Source organism: Pseudomonas abyssi (genome assembly GCF_003444685.1).
GTDB lineage: Bacteria > Pseudomonadota > Gammaproteobacteria > Pseudomonadales > Pseudomonadaceae > Halopseudomonas > Halopseudomonas abyssi.
This window is the reverse complement of sequence record NZ_LMAZ01000002.1, coordinates 460,277-474,807: the sequence shown is the minus strand read 5'-3', so window position 1 is coordinate 474,807 and position 14,531 is coordinate 460,277. Positions and strand designations below refer to the sequence as shown.

Sequence of the window (14,531 nt, the reverse complement as noted above, 5' to 3'; positions counted from 1 at the left end):
ATGAACAATGCAATGCGTGTTTTCCATGGGCGGCGCAGCCGTCTGAGCCTGGCTGTTATGGCGGCACTGGCCCTGCCTTTGGCCGGCTGTCTGGGCGGTGGCGGCGGTAGCGATGACGACAGCGCCCGTGGCGTGTTTGTCGACAGCCCGGTGGCCGGACTCAACTACAGCGGTACCCGCACGGCCGCCGCGACCACCAGTGCGACCGGCGAGTTCGTTTATCGCGGCTCCGAGACCCTGACGTTTGCCATTGGCGATCTGGTGCTGGGCAGCGCGCCGGGCGGTGCGACACTGACGCCGCTGGACATTGTCAGTGGCGCGGTGGACGCCAGTGACCAGCGCGTTACCAATATGCTGGTGCTGTTGCAGACGCTGGACGCCGACGGTGATCTGAATAACGGCATTCAACTGACCGAGCAGATTCGCAGCGCTGTGAGCGCAGTGGCGGGGCAGATCGAGCTTGATCAGAGTGCGACCGAATTTCGCACGGCGATTGCTGATCTGATTGACGATCTGGAAGCGGACGGGGCGTTCTCCGATACCGACCCGCGCCCGCGTGCCATTGTCGAGGCGGCCGATGCCCGGGCGCACTTTGCTCGTTCCAGCGGCCCGCGGGTGGAGGTTGAAACCACCGGCGGTACGCTGCGCGGGTTTGAGGCAAGCGCCGATGCCTGGCAGTTCCTTGGCGTACCTTACGCCAAGCCGCCGCTGGGCGAGCTGCGCTGGCGCCCGCCGCAGGCTGCCGAGCCTTGGGAAGGCGTGCGCGACGCGGTGGATTGGGCTGACCAGTCAGCCCAGGACTACACGCTGGAGCGCGTCAACGAAGGGGGCATGAGTGAGGATTCGCTGTACCTGAATGTCACCACGCCCAAGGATGCGGAGAATCTGCCGGTCATGGTGTGGTTCCACGGTGGTTCCTTTGCCATCCTGTCGGCCAACTCCAGCCAGTACAACAACCCGCAGGGGCTGACCGAGAAAGAGGTGGTGCTGGTCACCGTGAACCATCGTCTTGGACCATTCGGCTACATCGCCCACCCGCTGCTGACCGCCGAAAGCGGCTACAACGGGTCGGGCAACTATGGCCAGATGGATCTGGTGATGGCGTTGCAGTGGGTGCAGGACAACATTGCTGCCTTTGGCGGAGACCCGGGCAACGTAACTATCTTCGGGCAGTCCGGCGGTGGCGGTAAGGTCTACTCACTGATGAATTCGCCGCAGGCCAGTGGCCTGTTCCACAAGGCGATCGTGCAGAGCGGGTTTGCGCCGCTGGACACCACCAGCGAGCCGGGCGACTCCCTTGCCGAGTCCGAAGCCATTGGTGAGGCGCTGTTTGAGCGCACCGGGGTGTCTACGCTGGAGGAGGCCAGAGCGTTGCCCTGGACTGCCTTTGCCAAGGCCGATCTGGACAACAGTATCCCGCGCCAGACCTACCGGCCCAACGTGGACTATTACTACCAGCCCAAAACCTACTATCAGAACGTAGTCGACGGCATGCCCAGCGACGTGCCGCTGATGGCGGGTGTGACCAACGGCGACTACACCACGCTGCGCGCGGCCCTGCCGATTTGGTTGCAGCAACGTTCGGCGCGCTATGAGTCTGAGCAGTTCATTTACCGTTTCAGCCGGGTGCCGCCGGGCTGGACGGAGTTGGGACTGACCAGCTGCCATGGCTGTGAGCTGCCGTATCTGTTCAACTACCCGGCAGCGATGGTGCAGAACTATCTGTTGGGTCTGGTCTTGACGCCGCAGGGCCAGCGCCCGTCGATTGGGGACCTGAACGGCAACGGGGTCACCGGCACCCAGGGCGATAGCGCGGATATTTATGCATCAATGCGCTATGGCGCGGTGGATATGGCGGTGGCTGAAGAAACCATGCTGCAGTGGACCAACTTCGCCAAAACCGGCAACCCCAGTACGGACACCATCAGTTGGACGGCTTATACGCTGGATAACGATGCACTGATGGAAATGGGCACGGATGGCACCGCGCGCATGGTGACGGGCACCGCCGAGGCGCCCTAACGCTTAGTCCTGAGAGACCGGCCCCGGTACCGCCGCTGCGGTGGTATCGGGGCCTTTTGCCGTCCAGCCCCGGTTAGCGGGCTTCTTTCAGGCGATGTTCCCACAGGCGCCGGGCCAGTCTGCGCATGTTGGGAATGTCGTCGGTTTCGTCGAGAATCGGTTTGCCGATCAGGGTTTCCAGAATATCTTCCATGGTCACCAGACCACCCCAACTGCCGAACTCGTCGTAGACCAGGCACATGTGCTGCTGCTCGGTCAGCATCTGGCCCATCAGGGTTTCGACGTTGAGTGAATCCTGCGCCACCTTGACCGGCTTCATCACCGAGCTGATTGGCGCGCTTTGGTCCTTGGCGGCCAGAATGTCGACGCGAAATACCACGCCGAGCGGGGCTTCCTCTTCGCTGATCACCGGATAGCGCGAGAACTGGCTGTCCTGCACCCGCAACAGGGTGTCGCTGATGCTCTGCTCGGGCGCCAGGCTTTCGCAGACGGTGCGCGGGGTCATGATGTCGCGCAGGCGCATGTTGTGCAGCTCCAGCACGTTGCTGATCATGCGCTGCTCGTCTTCATCCAGCTTGTCCAGCTCGCGACCAAGCAGGGCCAGGGCCTTGATCTCCTCGCGTACGTCGTGCTCCGGCGCCTTGCCGCCCAGACCTCGGGTGACCAGATCAGACAGCAGGATAAATGGCTTGAGCACGGTGATCATGGTGCCCAGCAGGGCGGGCAGGGCCGGTGCCAGTTTTGGCCAGTACCGCGCACCCAGGGTCTTGGGCAGAATTTCTGACAACACCAGAATCAGCAGGGTCATGATCGCCGAGGCAATGCCCAGGTAGCCGTCGCCAAATACCAGGGTGACCTGCGCACCAACGCCGGTGGCGCCCACGGTATGGGCCACGGTATTGAGCGTCAGAATGGCGGCCAGCGGCTGGTCAACGTTTTCTTTCAGGTGGCGCAGGCGGTCGTAGAGCTTGGGTTTGTCGGCCTTTTGCTGGGCAATGAAACTGGGTGTCATCGACAGCAGGGCAGCTTCCAGAACGGAGCAGAGAAAAGAGACAAAGATGGAAAGGACAGCAAAGGCTATCAGCAGGGTCATCAGGCAACACAGGTAGTCAATCGGACCTCCATTGTACGCCCTGGATCAGCCTGATGTGTGGCAAGGTGCTGCAAAAGGTTTCTGCACTTTTCGGGTGTCTGCATTACAAAGAAAGAGGAGATTACGGAGGCAATATGGAACTGACCGAAACCCTGCGCTTTGATATTGATGCCGTCAGCCAGCGCTTGATGGAAGAACTTTACTCCCTGCTGGCGGCACTGCCCATGCTGCTGTTGGCGCTGCTGGTGATTTGGGTAGGCTGGGCGCTGGGTGGCTGGCTGTCGCGGCGGGCGTTGCTGGAGCGCGTGGCGCAGCGCAACCCCTTTATGCGCGAGCTGACGCGCACCTCGGTGCGCTGGGCCGTATCGCTGGTGGCTGTGCTGGTGGCGCTGGAAATCATGAACGCGACTGCTCTGGTTGGCGCGGTGCTGGGTACCGCTGGGGTACTCGGGGTGGCGCTGGGCTTTGCCTTCAAGGATACGCTGGAGAACTACCTGGCCGGTTTGCTGATGAGCCTGCGTCAGCCCTTCGCGCCGCGCGATCATGTGGTGATTGACGGCAACGAGGGCATCGTGGTGGCGTTGACCTCGCGCGCGACCATTCTGATGACGCTGGACGGCAATCACTTGCGCCTGCCCAATGCGCTGGTGTTTCGCAGTGTGACACTCAATTACACCCGCAACCCGAGCCGCCGCTTTCAGTTTGATGTCGGCATCGGCGTGGGCGAGGATTTGCTTGCGGCCCAGCAACTGGGCGCTGACTGCATCCGGGGCCTGGACGGTGTGCTCAGCGACCCGCCACCGCGGGCTTATATCGTCGCGCTGGGCGACTCCAGTGTGCAGGTGCGCTTCCAGGGTTGGGTGGATCAGCGCAGCCATGACTTTGGTCTGCTGAAAAGTGAGGCGATCCGCCAGGTCAAGGGTGTGCTGGAAGCTACGGGCATGGATTTGCCGGAGCCGATTTACCGGGTGCAGATGATCGAGTCGGGCACGCTCGATCCGGCGCCGCAGCAACCGGTGAAGGCGCCGCCGCGCGCCGTGCAAGGAGCGGTGGATACGAGGGCCACAGCTGATCTTGGCGCGCAGATCGAAGCGGATCAGCGCGCCAGAACCGAGCCGGACCTGCTCGATCCAACGGCGCCGCAGGAGTAGCGCTGCACCGGCTGGCTGTGCAGCTGCGAGGTAGGGCGTTGTGCCCTGCTGATCAGGCGGCGACTCAGAGCGGCTAGTCTGCAGCGAGGGGTCAACCTGTCATGACGCGTTTGCCGCGTGCAGGGCTTCAAAGGTATCCATGTCAAATACCGCGATCAGGTTCTCCTGATCATCCAGGATCTCGTACATGACGCCCTCGGTACCGCGAATGCTGAACAGCACCAAGGTACCGCCTTCGCCGCCGCATTCGCGGTGCGGCGTGGTGTCGGGCTGGCTGATGGTGTAGCTGCCGGTGGGGCGAACTTCCTTGAGGTCACCGTTGGCGTGAAACAGGCGGTGCTCGCCACTGATCACAAAGGTGTGGTTTACCGCGCAATGGCGGTGCAGCACGATCGGGTCGTTCTCATGGAAGTGGAACAGCACATCGACCAGCTTGTTCGGGCGGTCGACACTCAGCACGCAGTAGTCGAAGTTGTCGAAGCCGGGTAGTTGGCTCCAGCGGATGTGGCTTAGGTCCAGATTTTTCACGGTGACGTCCTTTGTTGTTGTGGTGCTGCTGGTTTAGCGCTGGGGTGCCCAGTCGCTGACGATGACATTGTTGGCGCGTTTCGCTCGCGCGGCCTGCTTGCGTGCGCGGATGGCGTCCACACACTGGTCCTCGTTATTCAGTATCACGATGCACTCCAGACACTGGATGCATTCGTCGTAGTCGATGGCGCCGCTGCGCTTGATCGCACCGATCTCGCATTGGTTGTGGCAGTGTTGGCAGGGCTTGCCGCAGGCCTTGATGCGCGTCAGCCAGGAGAACAGGCGCAGGCGGCCGAGGATGGCCAGGCCGGCACCGAGGGGGCAGACATAGCGGCAATAGAACTTGTGCACAAACAGGCCCACACCCAGCAGCAGCAGGGCGTACAGCACGAACGGCCAGGTCCGGACAAAGCCCAGGGTGATCGAGGTTTTGAACGGTTCCACCTCGGCCAGTCGCTCGGCCAGCGTCAGTGAGTAGAGGGCAGAGCTGACCAGTACCAGCACAATCGCGTACTTGAGCCACTGCAGGCGGCGGTGCCAGCGTTCGCTGATCTTCCATTGGCGCAGACGCAGCTTTTTTGCCACCCAGCTGACCATTTCCTGTAGTGCACCGAACGGACAGAGCCAGCCGCAGAATAGGCCACGCCCCCAGAGAAACAGACTGACAAAGGTGAAGGTCCAGAGAATGAAGATCACCGGATCCAGCAAGAAGACGCGAATATCAAAGCCGTCCTTGATGGCCAGCAGCAGGGTAAAGATGTTCACCACCGAGAGCTGGCCCTGGGCGTAAAAGCCGATAAACACCAAGGTGAACAGCAGAAAGCCGGCGCGCAGGGCGTGGAAAGCGCGCGCGTGCCGGCTGATCTGATGCTGGCGCACAAATACCAGGCTGACCAGCGCCAGGGCCAGCAGCAGCGTGCCAATCTGCCAACTGCGCTGCTGCCACATCTGCACCCAGATTGGCGTCGGCGCAGCACGGGCTGGCGCGGCGCTGAGTTCGAACAGTCCCTGATCCAGGTTCAGGGGCTGTTCGAACTGCGCGAACTGTTCGCTAAGCGGGTTGCGGCGCAGGGTGACGTTCAGCTGCAGGGCTGCCGGGTCAACCGGGTTGAAGGCGGCGTGGGCTTTGATGCGAAAGAGATGGGCTTGCCAGTCAGCGCCCGCCACGGGTAGCAGCGGCAGCAGGTTGCCGTTGTTGAAGTTCATGTCATGCAGCTCAATCGCCAAGCCATGCTGCAGCAGCGTGATGCGACTGGGGGCAGTGGCAGGGATAAAGTCGTCTGGTACATGGCCGTAGCGTCCGCGCGACATCACCAGCAGGGCATGCTCGCCGGGTTGCAGTTCGGCCTGCAGCTGAGCAAAGGCCTGGTCGCCGAGCAGGTTGCGTCCGCTCATGGGGGTGTTCAGGTAGGCGAAGTACAGCTCGCTGAACGGCTGATCCGCCGTGCCTGGCAGGCTCGGGTAGAAGGCCAGGCTGTTGCCCAGCGCGTTCTCCACGCTGGCCGCATCCAGCTGCCAGCGTTGCACCAGTTGCTGCTCGCGCAGTTGTTGCCAGTCAAGGGGCGTGAACACGTCCTGGCGAGCGATGGCCTGCGGCCCTTGAATAAAGTCGGGGAGCAGGGCGCGTGCTACCGTCATGGCTGACTGCAGCACGGTTTCGTTGAGGATCACGACCGATACGGTGGCCTTGGCCACGCCGTCGATGTAGCTGACGCTGTCACCGTCCGCCGCACCGCCGTGCTGGCTGCCGACAACGATAGGTGTGGCGATGTTGCGCCCGGCGTACTGGGCAGTAAAGTCGAACAGCGGCTGCTCGCCCATGCCGTGCACAAACACCGGTTCATGATGTGACAGCACGGTGACACCGGTCAGTTTACCCTCGGGCGTGAGGCCGATCAGCAGGCGGATGGGTTTGCCGCCAAAACCCTGCAGGGCCGAGTAGTCGGTGGATTCGAAGGCGTAGCCGAGCAATTGGTCGAGCTGAAAGGCTTGATAGACCGGCGGCGTTCCCTGCTTCTCGATCAGGCGGGTGGCGCTGGGGAACAGTTGCTGTACCGCCGGCTGCCAGTCGGTCGTATGCTGGCCCTCGGCACGCAGAGCCGAGCTGAGCAGACAAAGCAGGCAGGCCAGCAGCAGATGCCGGGCCGATTGGCGTCGCACAGACATGGCGAATCATCCTTGTTGTTGTGTCTCCATGCTGGCGAGCAGCGGGTGGGCGAGCCATGCAACTTAGGGGCTGAGCCGCTGCTACTTCAGTCTTAGTTCGCGCCCAGGCGGCTTATAAAGCGCCTGACTTTGGGGTAGTCTGCCGGGACCGCCTGTGCGGCTCTGCCACGCCCGGTCGAGCCCTCAGCATTACAACAACAACGCGGATGCCAAAGCATGTCCTACGATGTCAGCCAGTTGCGCAAGTTCGTTACGCCAGAGATCATTTTTGGCGCCGGATCGCGCAAGACCGTCGCCAATTACGCCTCCACTTTTGGCGCCCGCAAGGTGTTGCTGGTGTCGGACCCGGGCGTGCAGGCCGCCGGCTGGGTGATGGACGTGGAGGAAAGCCTGCAGGAGCAGGGCATCGACTACGTGCTGTTTACCCAGGTATCGGCCAACCCACGCACCGAAGAGGTGATGCACGGCGCCGAGGTGTATCGGGCCGCCGGCTGCAACGTGATTGTGGCGATTGGTGGCGGCAGTCCGATTGACTGCGCCAAGGCCATTGGTATTGCCGTGGCCCATGACCGGCACATCCTGACCTTTGAAGGCGTGGACACCATCCGTGCGCCCATCCCCCCGCTGATCTGTATCCCGACCACCGCCGGCACCTCGGCCGATGTCTCGCAGTTTGTGATCATTTCCGACCAGCAGGAGAAGGTGAAGTTTTCCATCATCAGCAAGGCGGTGGTGCCGGATGTGTCGCTGATCGACCCGGAAACCACCTCCACCATGGATACCTTCCTGTCGGCCTGCACCGGCATCGACGCCATGGTGCATGCCATCGAGGCCTTTGTCTCGACTGGTAGCGGGCCGATGACCGATGCTCATGCGCTGGAAGCCATGCGCTTGCTCAATGCCAACCTGGTCAAGATGATGCGTGACCCGCAGGACCTGGCCGTGCGCGAGCAGGTCATGCTGGGCAGCCTGCAGGCGGGGCTGGCTTTTTCCAACGCCATTCTGGGCGCCGTGCACGCCATGTCGCACAGCCTTGGCGGCTTTCTCGACCTGCCACACGGGCTGTGCAACGCCATCCTGGTCGAACACGTGGTGGCCTTTAACTTTGACGCCGCGCCGGAGCGCTTCAAGGTGATTGCCAATGCGCTGGATATTGATACCCGTGGGCTGACGACGCCGCAGGTGCGCGCGCGCCTGATTCAGCACCTGATCGACCTGAAGGAGGCGATGGGCTTTCATCAGAGTTTGCGCATGCACGGGGTCAGCACCAGTGATCTGCGCACCTTGTCGCTGCACGCCATGGATGATCCCTGCATTCTGACCAACCCGCGCGAGTCCAGTCTGAAGGACGTTGAGGTCGTCTATGCCGAGGCCCTCTGACCCGCGCCGGGATGTGCTCACCGGGCTGCTCGGGTTAGGGTCGCAGTCATCGCGCAAGAGCTACTATCCGGAGCTGCTGGCGCGGCTGGAGGAGCTGGAAGCGGAGCGTAACCGCTACAAGTGGCTGTTCGAGAATGCGGTTCACGGGATTTTTCAGGCCAGTCTGGCCGATGGCCTGCGCATGGCCAACCGCTCGCTGGCGCGGATGCTGGGCTACCAGTCGGCGGCCGAGCTGGTGGCCGCGCGTGGTTCCTTGGGGGCGCAGTTCTTTATTGGTGGCGAGTCTGAGTTTCAGCGTATCCGCCAACAGCTGCTGCGCAAAGGAGAGCTGACGGGCTACGAGACCCGGCTGGCAAGGGCCGATGGCTCGCTGATGGACGTACGCATGAATATTCTGCTGCGCCCGGATGCCAATGACCACGTGATTGAGGCTTTCGTCGCCGATGTCACCGAGCGCAAGCAGGCGCAGCTGGCCATGCAGCAGCTCAACGACGAGCTGGAGCAGCGAGTACAGCAGCGCACCCATGAGCTGGAGGGACTGAACGAGAGTCTGCGCTACGAGATCATTGAGCATGAGCGCACCCAGGGTGAGTTGCGCAAGGCACGTGATGCCGCCGAGCAGGCCAATCGCAGCAAGGATCGCTATCTCGCTGCAGCCAGTCACGATCTGCTGCAGCCGCTGAACGCAGCTCGTCTGCTGATGGCTACCCTGGGTGACGTCGACCTGCCCGCCAGTGCCCGGCTGCTGGTGGAGCGTTCTCACACCGCGCTGGAAAGTGCGGAAGATATGCTCAGTGACCTGCTGGATATCTCGCGCCTGGATCAGCCGAACCTGCAGCCAGAGTACAGCGATTGCAGCGTGGATGAACTGCTGCAACCGCTGCTCTGCGAGTTTGGCAGTGTGGCCGAGGCCGCCGGCGTCGGCTTGCGCAGTCGCACCTGTGCCCATGCAGTGCATACGGACTTCCGTCTGCTGAGCCGGATCCTGCGCAACTTTATCAGCAACGCCATTCGGTACACCGAAAGCGGCGGTGTGCTGGTGGGGTGCCGACGGCGCGGCAGTGACTTGTGGATCGAGGTTTGGGATACCGGGCGCGGTATTGACCGGGCCCACTTCCGGCAGATTTTTCAGGAGTTCAACCAGCTCGATTTTGGTCGGCCCGGTCAGCGCCGTGGCGTGGGGTTGGGGCTGGCGATTGTCGAGCGCATTGCGCGCCTGCTTAAGGTCGAGGTGCAGGTGCGCTCGCGCTTGGGGCGCGGTTCGGTGTTCAGCGTGCGCGTGCCGCTGGCCCGGCAGCCGCTGGTCAGCCAGCAGCGCAGCAACCTGGGCGCCCATCTGGCGGTGCCTTTGCAGGGGCGCCGCCTGCTGGTGATCGACAACGAGCACATGGTGCTGCAAAGCATGCAGGGCCTGCTGCAGCAGTGGGGCGCCGATGTACTGACAGCCGCAGACCTTGAGGAGGCGGTCAGTTGCCTGCAGGGGCGTGCGCCGGATCTGGCGCTGGTCGACTACCACCTGGACGGCGGCCGGACCGGGCTGGAGGCCTTGGCTGCGTTGCGTGAGCAGTTTGGCGCAGAGCTGCCGGCGCTGATGATCACCGCCGATCGCACCGAAGACTGCCGCCAGGGTGCGAGGTCGCTGGGCGTGGCGGTACTCAACAAACCGATCAAGGCGGGTAAGCTGCGCGCCTCGCTGGATACCCTGCTCTCGCCCCGTCGCTGAAGTCCCGCAGGCTCAACGACCTGCTCTGGCGCGGGCTCCTGCGTCTGTCATCTGGCTGTCACCTTAGGGTCTGACAACCAACATAAAAGCTTCATGGCTTTCGGCTCGTCTTGTCATTTTTGCTCGCCATCCTGTTTGGGTTTTCAAACAAACCAAAAAACCTGAGAGGAAGGAATCGATGTCCATCGAACAACGTGATCAGCTGGTGTATGTCGACAACGGGGCTGGGGATGAGCCATTGAGCACCCGTGAGATGAACCCGCTGTTCTCCAGCGTGCTGGAGGCCCGCCTGGCTCGTCGCCAGGTACTTAAGGGCAGCGCTGGCGCTGCTGCGCTGGGATTCTTTGGTCTGGGGCTGGCCGGCTGCAACAGCGACTCTGACAATGATGACGCTGGTGACGCTCCGGCTGCTGACCTGTTGGGCTTTTCTGCTGTTGCCGTCAGCACCGCCGATGAAATCGTAGTACCTGAGGGCTACAGCTACCAGGTGATCATTCCCTGGGGTACGCCGATTCTGGGTAGCTTCCCGTCGTTCTCGGTTAACAACACCGGTAATGACCAGGCCGAACAAGTTGGCTCGCACCACGACGGCATGCACTTCTACCCGATCAATGACAGCTCGGAAGACGGTCTGCTGGTACTCAACCACGAGTACGTTGAGCCGCGTTTGATGCACGCCTCGGCTCAGGGTGTTTCGCTCTCCAGTGGTGCGACGCCGCCGCTGGTTGGCGGTCTGCGTCCGGCCGACGAAGTGCGCAAGGAAATGAACGCCCACGGTGTTTCCGTGGTGCGCATTGTCAAGGGCGCGAACAACCAGTGGAGTGTGCAGCCCGACAGCATGAACCGCCGTATTACCGCCCTGACGCCGATGGAGATCCACGGCCCGGTTCGCGGCAGCGATTTCGTCAAGACCCTGTACAGCCCCAACGGCACTATGACCCGCGGTACGCTGAACAACTGCGGTAACGGCTACACCCCCTGGGGTACCTACATGGCCGCCGAGGAAAACTGGGCTGGCTATTTCACCAACAAGGGTGATAACCCGCGTGAGCATTCGCGCTACGGGGTGCCGAGCGGTACTGGTCGTTGGGCTTGGGAGTTGGCTGACAACGGCGCTGATGAATACATACGCTTCGACGCCAGCATCAAGGCTGCCGACGCCACCGGTGACTACCGCAACGAGCCGGTCTGTTTCGGCTGGATGGTCGAGATCGACCCGTTCGACCCGAGCAGCAATCCGAAAAAACGTACCTCCATGGGCCGCTTTGGCCACGAAGGTGTGGTGTTTGCTCCGGCTGAGGAAGGCAAGCCGGTGGTCTGCTACTCCGGTGATGATTCGCGCTTTGAGTACATCTACAAGTTTGTTACCGCCGCCAACTACAACGCTGCGACTGCCAACGGCAGCATGCTGGACGAGGGCATTCTGTACGTTGCCAAGTTCAACGATGACGGCACTGGCGAATGGATGCCGCTGGTCTACGGCGAGAACGGTCTGATCGAAGCCAACGGCTTCACCAGCCAGGCTGATGTGCTGGTCAACACCCGTCTGGCCGCCGATTTCATGGGCGCTACGCCGATGGACCGTCCGGAGTGGGGCGCAGTTGACCCGGCCAACGGTGATGTCTATTTCACTCTGACCAACAACACCCGTCGCAACGACAGCAACCTGAACGAAGCCAACCCGCGTGCGGCCAACAACCACGGCCACATCATTCGTTGGAAGGAAGACGGCGAGCAGGCTGCGACTACCTTCACCTGGGACATCTTTTTGTTTGCTGGTGACGCCGGCGAGAGCGGCGTGGAGAACAACAAGGGCTCCGATCCGAACGGCAATGACCTGACTGCCGAGAACATCCTCAGCTCGCCGGACGGCCTGTGGATCGACCCGGACAGCCGTGTCTGGATCCAGATGGACAGCGGCTGGGACGATCCCTTCGGTAACTGCGCGATGCTGGTAGCGGACCCGACCACAGGTGATCTGAAGCGCTTTTTGGTTGGCCCGATTGATCAGGAAATCACCGGTATCACCATGACGCCGGACCAGAAGACCCTGTTCATCAACGTCCAGCATCCGGGTGAAGGTACCTCTGGTGATCAGTTTGCTGGCGGTAGCTATTCCAGCACCTGGCCGGATAACACCCCGTCCACCCGCCCGCCGCGTTCGGCGACCGTGGTTGTGTGGAAGAACGACGGTGGTGTTGTCGGTAGCTGATAAGCGTCTTTGTTGATTATCAAACGGGTCAGTGCGCAGCGTTGACCCGCCTTTTTATTGGAGGTTTATATGGGTATTGGTGGCATTAGCATTGGGTCGTTGTTGATTGTGCTGGTCATTGTCATGTTGCTGTTTGGCACCAAGCGTCTGCGTAATGTGGGCAGCGATCTGGGTGGAGCGCTCAGCGGTTTCCGCAAGGCTGTGCGTGACACCGAAGAGACCCGCGATGCGCTGGCGCTGGACGCTGCAGAGCAGACGTCTGTACGCGCAGAATCGACCAGCCGTCAGGCCTGAAGGCGAGGTGAAGCATGTTCGGCAATGGCATGACGGAATGGCTGCTGGTGGCAGTAGTTGCCTTGCTGGTGCTGGGGCCCGAGCGCCTGCCCACGCTGGTGCGTAGCGCTGGTCGGGTGGCAGGCAAGGTGCGCGGCATGTGGAGTGACGTACAGAAGGAACTGAGCGATTCGCTACCGCAGGACGAGGTCAAGGAACTGGCCGACAATGTGCGCGAGCTGCGTGGCAAAACCAATGTAAAACAGTTTGTGCGGCGCCTGGCCTTGGATGCGGTTGATGAGGAGCGCAAACAGGGTTGAGGCGCTTGTTGGCGCCTCAACCCTGTTCTTTGCTTGGCTATTTTACAGCGGAGCTGGGCAGGGTGGCATCTTGGACCTCTCGACGTTGCCGGGTATCTCGCCCACGTTATTGGTATAGGTGCAACCAAACGCAGGGTCGGCTACGGTGGCCGGCGTCAGCCAGTCATCGCCGCCGGGTTTGACGCCGGTTTGCTCCCAGGTCAGCAGGTCGGCCAGGGTTTGCGTCCATTCGGTCAGGGTGAAGTCGCAGTGGCCGGGGGCACGCATTGCACGCTGCACCAAGTTGTCTGCACTGCCTTGATCTTCGGCACGCTGGCGATATACCTGCTCCATCAGTATCGGTACGAACAGGTCGCCAATGGTGTGCGCGGTCAGTACCGGTACGTCAAACTCGCCGTTTACCTTGGGCACCCAGCGTAAGCCGTCGCTACGCAGCGCGTTGACGCTGTCGACATCCGCATCGGCCTTGAGAATCGCCGCGTTGAAGTTGATCTCGTCGGTGGTCAGCGGCTGACCCAGCTCTGTCTGGAAGCGGTAGGTCAGGCCCTCGGTGTTGATCACGCTTTCCTGGAAGATGCCATCTACCGTGCCGTCCGAGCCGGCAAAACTCTGCAGCAAATCCTGGAATCCGCCGAAGGACAGCGGGTAAATCGGCCGCTCGCCACCGCTGAGGTTTTTCAGCGTCTGGTACAGCCCAAGCCCGTCGGCGGTCAGCCCGTTGGCATTGGGGTTGGCGCCATAGTCCACCCACAGTGCTGCGCGGGCAGCGGCTACCTTGGCGGCGGCATCGGCCGGAGCGACCGGGAAACTGTCGGCAGGCTCGCCGGCCAGCGCAAACAGCGACAGGTTGTAACCGCCAAAGTAATTGAACAGCTCGGTGTCGCCAACCACGCCGCAGAAGGGCGCTGCGGCAGAGTATTCGACCACGTTGTTGGCGGTGTCGAGGGTCTCGCGCTCCACCGCCGCGGCGGTGACATGGCCGCCCATGGACGCGCCGGTGATGTAGTACTTGGTAGGTTCAGCCAGCGTTCGGCCGTTCTCTGCAGCAATGTCGGTAAAGGCCAGTGCCAGGGCGTTGGTATCCTCCACGCCGGCGCGCACATCATAGAAGTTGGTGCTGTAGCTCGATGCTGCCCAGGCATAGCCGTTGTCGATCAGATACTGACGCATCGGCGGGTTGTCGACGGTCAGCGCCGCGCCGGTGCCGCGATAGCCGTGCGCCCACATCACCAGGTAGCCGTTCCAGTTCTCCGGCACCTCAACACGGTAGGCGGCTCCGTCCAGGACACCGCTCCAGCGGCTGGTGGTGGTGTAGGGAGCGACGGGGGCCAAGGCGTCGAAGGGCAGGGCGGACTCGTCGATGGTAAAGAAGCCCTGGTTGATGCGTACCTGCTGCGGCCGTGGATCAGGATCGTCGCTGTCATTGCTGCTGCCCAGGCAGCCGGTCAAGCCGATGCTGCCGACCAGAATGGCCAGCAGCGAGGGTCTTTTGAGCGGATTCATTATTGTTGTTCTCCGTTGCAAGCTGTTTTTGTGATGGATCTTGCATTTGCCAGTAAAGCGGCCAAGTCGGCCCCCGGCAAGCCTCAAAGGCGCCATCCGGGCTGGGTCGTCGGGTCTGGATTGTCAGGTATAACCGTGGGTGATCTCTGTAACCTGGTTA

General features: G+C 62.0%; 11 protein-coding genes. 7 read left to right on the top strand and 4 right to left on the bottom strand.

Translation table 11 applies throughout. The features are described from left to right. Positions 1 to 2,022 (top strand): carboxylesterase/lipase family protein, encoded by a 2,022-nt coding sequence (locus ASB58_RS10385; RefSeq protein ID WP_118130477.1) that lies wholly within the window; start codon positions 1 to 3, stop codon positions 2,020 to 2,022. A 73-nt stretch (positions 2,023 to 2,095) separates the two neighbouring features. Here ASB58_RS10385 and ASB58_RS10380 read toward each other — a convergent pair whose 3' ends face one another. Continuing rightward, the gene (locus ASB58_RS10380) at positions 2,096 to 3,115 is read right to left on the bottom strand and encodes a CNNM domain-containing protein (RefSeq protein WP_096004308.1); all 1,020 of its coding nucleotides are present in this window, start codon (positions 3,113 to 3,115) and stop codon (positions 2,096 to 2,098) included. A gap of 134 nt (positions 3,116 to 3,249) precedes the next feature. Here ASB58_RS10380 and ASB58_RS10375 point away from each other — a divergent pair, with 134 nt between their 5' ends. Beyond that, positions 3,250 to 4,266 (top strand): mechanosensitive ion channel family protein, encoded by a 1,017-nt coding sequence (locus tag ASB58_RS10375; RefSeq protein WP_181977914.1) that lies wholly within the window; start codon positions 3,250 to 3,252, stop codon positions 4,264 to 4,266. A gap of 99 nt (positions 4,267 to 4,365) precedes the next feature. Here the strand turns inward: ASB58_RS10375 and ASB58_RS10370 are convergent, their stop codons facing one another. Beyond that, the gene (locus tag ASB58_RS10370) at positions 4,366 to 4,794 is read right to left on the bottom strand and encodes a regulator (protein ID WP_118130473.1); all 429 of its coding nucleotides are present in this window, start codon (positions 4,792 to 4,794) and stop codon (positions 4,366 to 4,368) included. Positions 4,795 to 4,827: 33 nt separating this feature from the next. Beyond that, entirely contained in the window at positions 4,828 to 6,960 is a 2,133-nt protein-coding gene (locus ASB58_RS10365) for a NosR/NirI family protein (protein WP_118130471.1), read from the bottom strand. A gap of 216 nt (positions 6,961 to 7,176) precedes the next feature. Here ASB58_RS10365 and ercA point away from each other — a divergent pair, with 216 nt between their 5' ends. From ercA to tatB, 5 genes are all read left to right on the top strand, one after another. Then, on the top strand, positions 7,177 to 8,340 hold the full coding sequence (gene ercA, locus ASB58_RS10360) for an alcohol dehydrogenase-like regulatory protein ErcA (RefSeq protein ID WP_096004296.1): 1,164 nt from the start codon (positions 7,177 to 7,179) through the stop codon (positions 8,338 to 8,340). Then, entirely contained in the window at positions 8,324 to 10,063 is a 1,740-nt protein-coding gene (locus ASB58_RS10355) for a PAS domain-containing hybrid sensor histidine kinase/response regulator (protein ID WP_118130469.1), read from the top strand. Before ercA ends, ASB58_RS10355 begins: the two co-directional genes overlap by 17 nt. Before the next feature lie 178 nt (positions 10,064 to 10,241). Beyond that, positions 10,242 to 12,275: a PhoX family protein gene (locus ASB58_RS10350; RefSeq protein WP_118130466.1), complete on the top strand. Its 2,034-nt coding sequence runs from the start codon at positions 10,242 to 10,244 to the stop codon at positions 12,273 to 12,275. A gap of 69 nt (positions 12,276 to 12,344) precedes the next feature. Next, the gene (locus ASB58_RS10345) at positions 12,345 to 12,569 is read left to right on the top strand and encodes a Sec-independent protein translocase subunit TatA (RefSeq protein ID WP_118130464.1); all 225 of its coding nucleotides are present in this window, start codon (positions 12,345 to 12,347) and stop codon (positions 12,567 to 12,569) included. A gap of 14 nt (positions 12,570 to 12,583) precedes the next feature. Beyond that, positions 12,584 to 12,868 carry a Sec-independent protein translocase protein TatB gene (gene tatB / locus ASB58_RS10340; RefSeq protein ID WP_118130462.1) on the top strand — a complete coding sequence of 95 codons (285 nt, stop codon included), beginning with the start codon at positions 12,584 to 12,586 and terminating at the stop codon, positions 12,866 to 12,868. Positions 12,869 to 12,910: 42 nt separating this feature from the next. Here the strand turns inward: tatB and ASB58_RS10335 are convergent, their stop codons facing one another. Then, the gene (locus ASB58_RS10335) at positions 12,911 to 14,371 is read right to left on the bottom strand and encodes an alpha/beta hydrolase (protein WP_118130460.1); all 1,461 of its coding nucleotides are present in this window, start codon (positions 14,369 to 14,371) and stop codon (positions 12,911 to 12,913) included. Between the last annotated feature and the right edge of the window lie 160 nt (positions 14,372 to 14,531).

Bases quoted from the DNA above. Each gene is read 5' to 3' on its own strand.
- ASB58_RS10385 (WP_118130477.1), top strand. From the start codon at position 1: ATGAACAATGCAATGCGTGTTTTCCATGGGCGGCGCAGCCGTCTGAGC.
- tatB (WP_118130462.1), top strand. From the start codon at position 12,584: ATGTTCGGCAATGGCATGACGGAATGGCTGCTGGTGGCAGTAGTTGCC.
- ASB58_RS10345 (WP_118130464.1), top strand. From the start codon at position 12,345: ATGGGTATTGGTGGCATTAGCATTGGGTCGTTGTTGATTGTGCTGGTC.
- ASB58_RS10350 (WP_118130466.1), top strand. From the start codon at position 10,242: ATGTCCATCGAACAACGTGATCAGCTGGTGTATGTCGACAACGGGGCT.
- ercA (WP_096004296.1), top strand. From the start codon at position 7,177: ATGTCCTACGATGTCAGCCAGTTGCGCAAGTTCGTTACGCCAGAGATC.
- ASB58_RS10355 (WP_118130469.1), top strand. From the start codon at position 8,324: ATGCCGAGGCCCTCTGACCCGCGCCGGGATGTGCTCACCGGGCTGCTC.
- ASB58_RS10365 (WP_118130471.1), bottom strand. From the start codon at position 6,960: ATGTCTGTGCGACGCCAATCGGCCCGGCATCTGCTGCTGGCCTGCCTG.
- ASB58_RS10375 (WP_181977914.1), top strand. From the start codon at position 3,250: ATGGAACTGACCGAAACCCTGCGCTTTGATATTGATGCCGTCAGCCAG.
- ASB58_RS10335 (WP_118130460.1), bottom strand. From the start codon at position 14,371: ATGAATCCGCTCAAAAGACCCTCGCTGCTGGCCATTCTGGTCGGCAGC.
- ASB58_RS10380 (WP_096004308.1), bottom strand. From the start codon at position 3,115: ATGACCCTGCTGATAGCCTTTGCTGTCCTTTCCATCTTTGTCTCTTTT.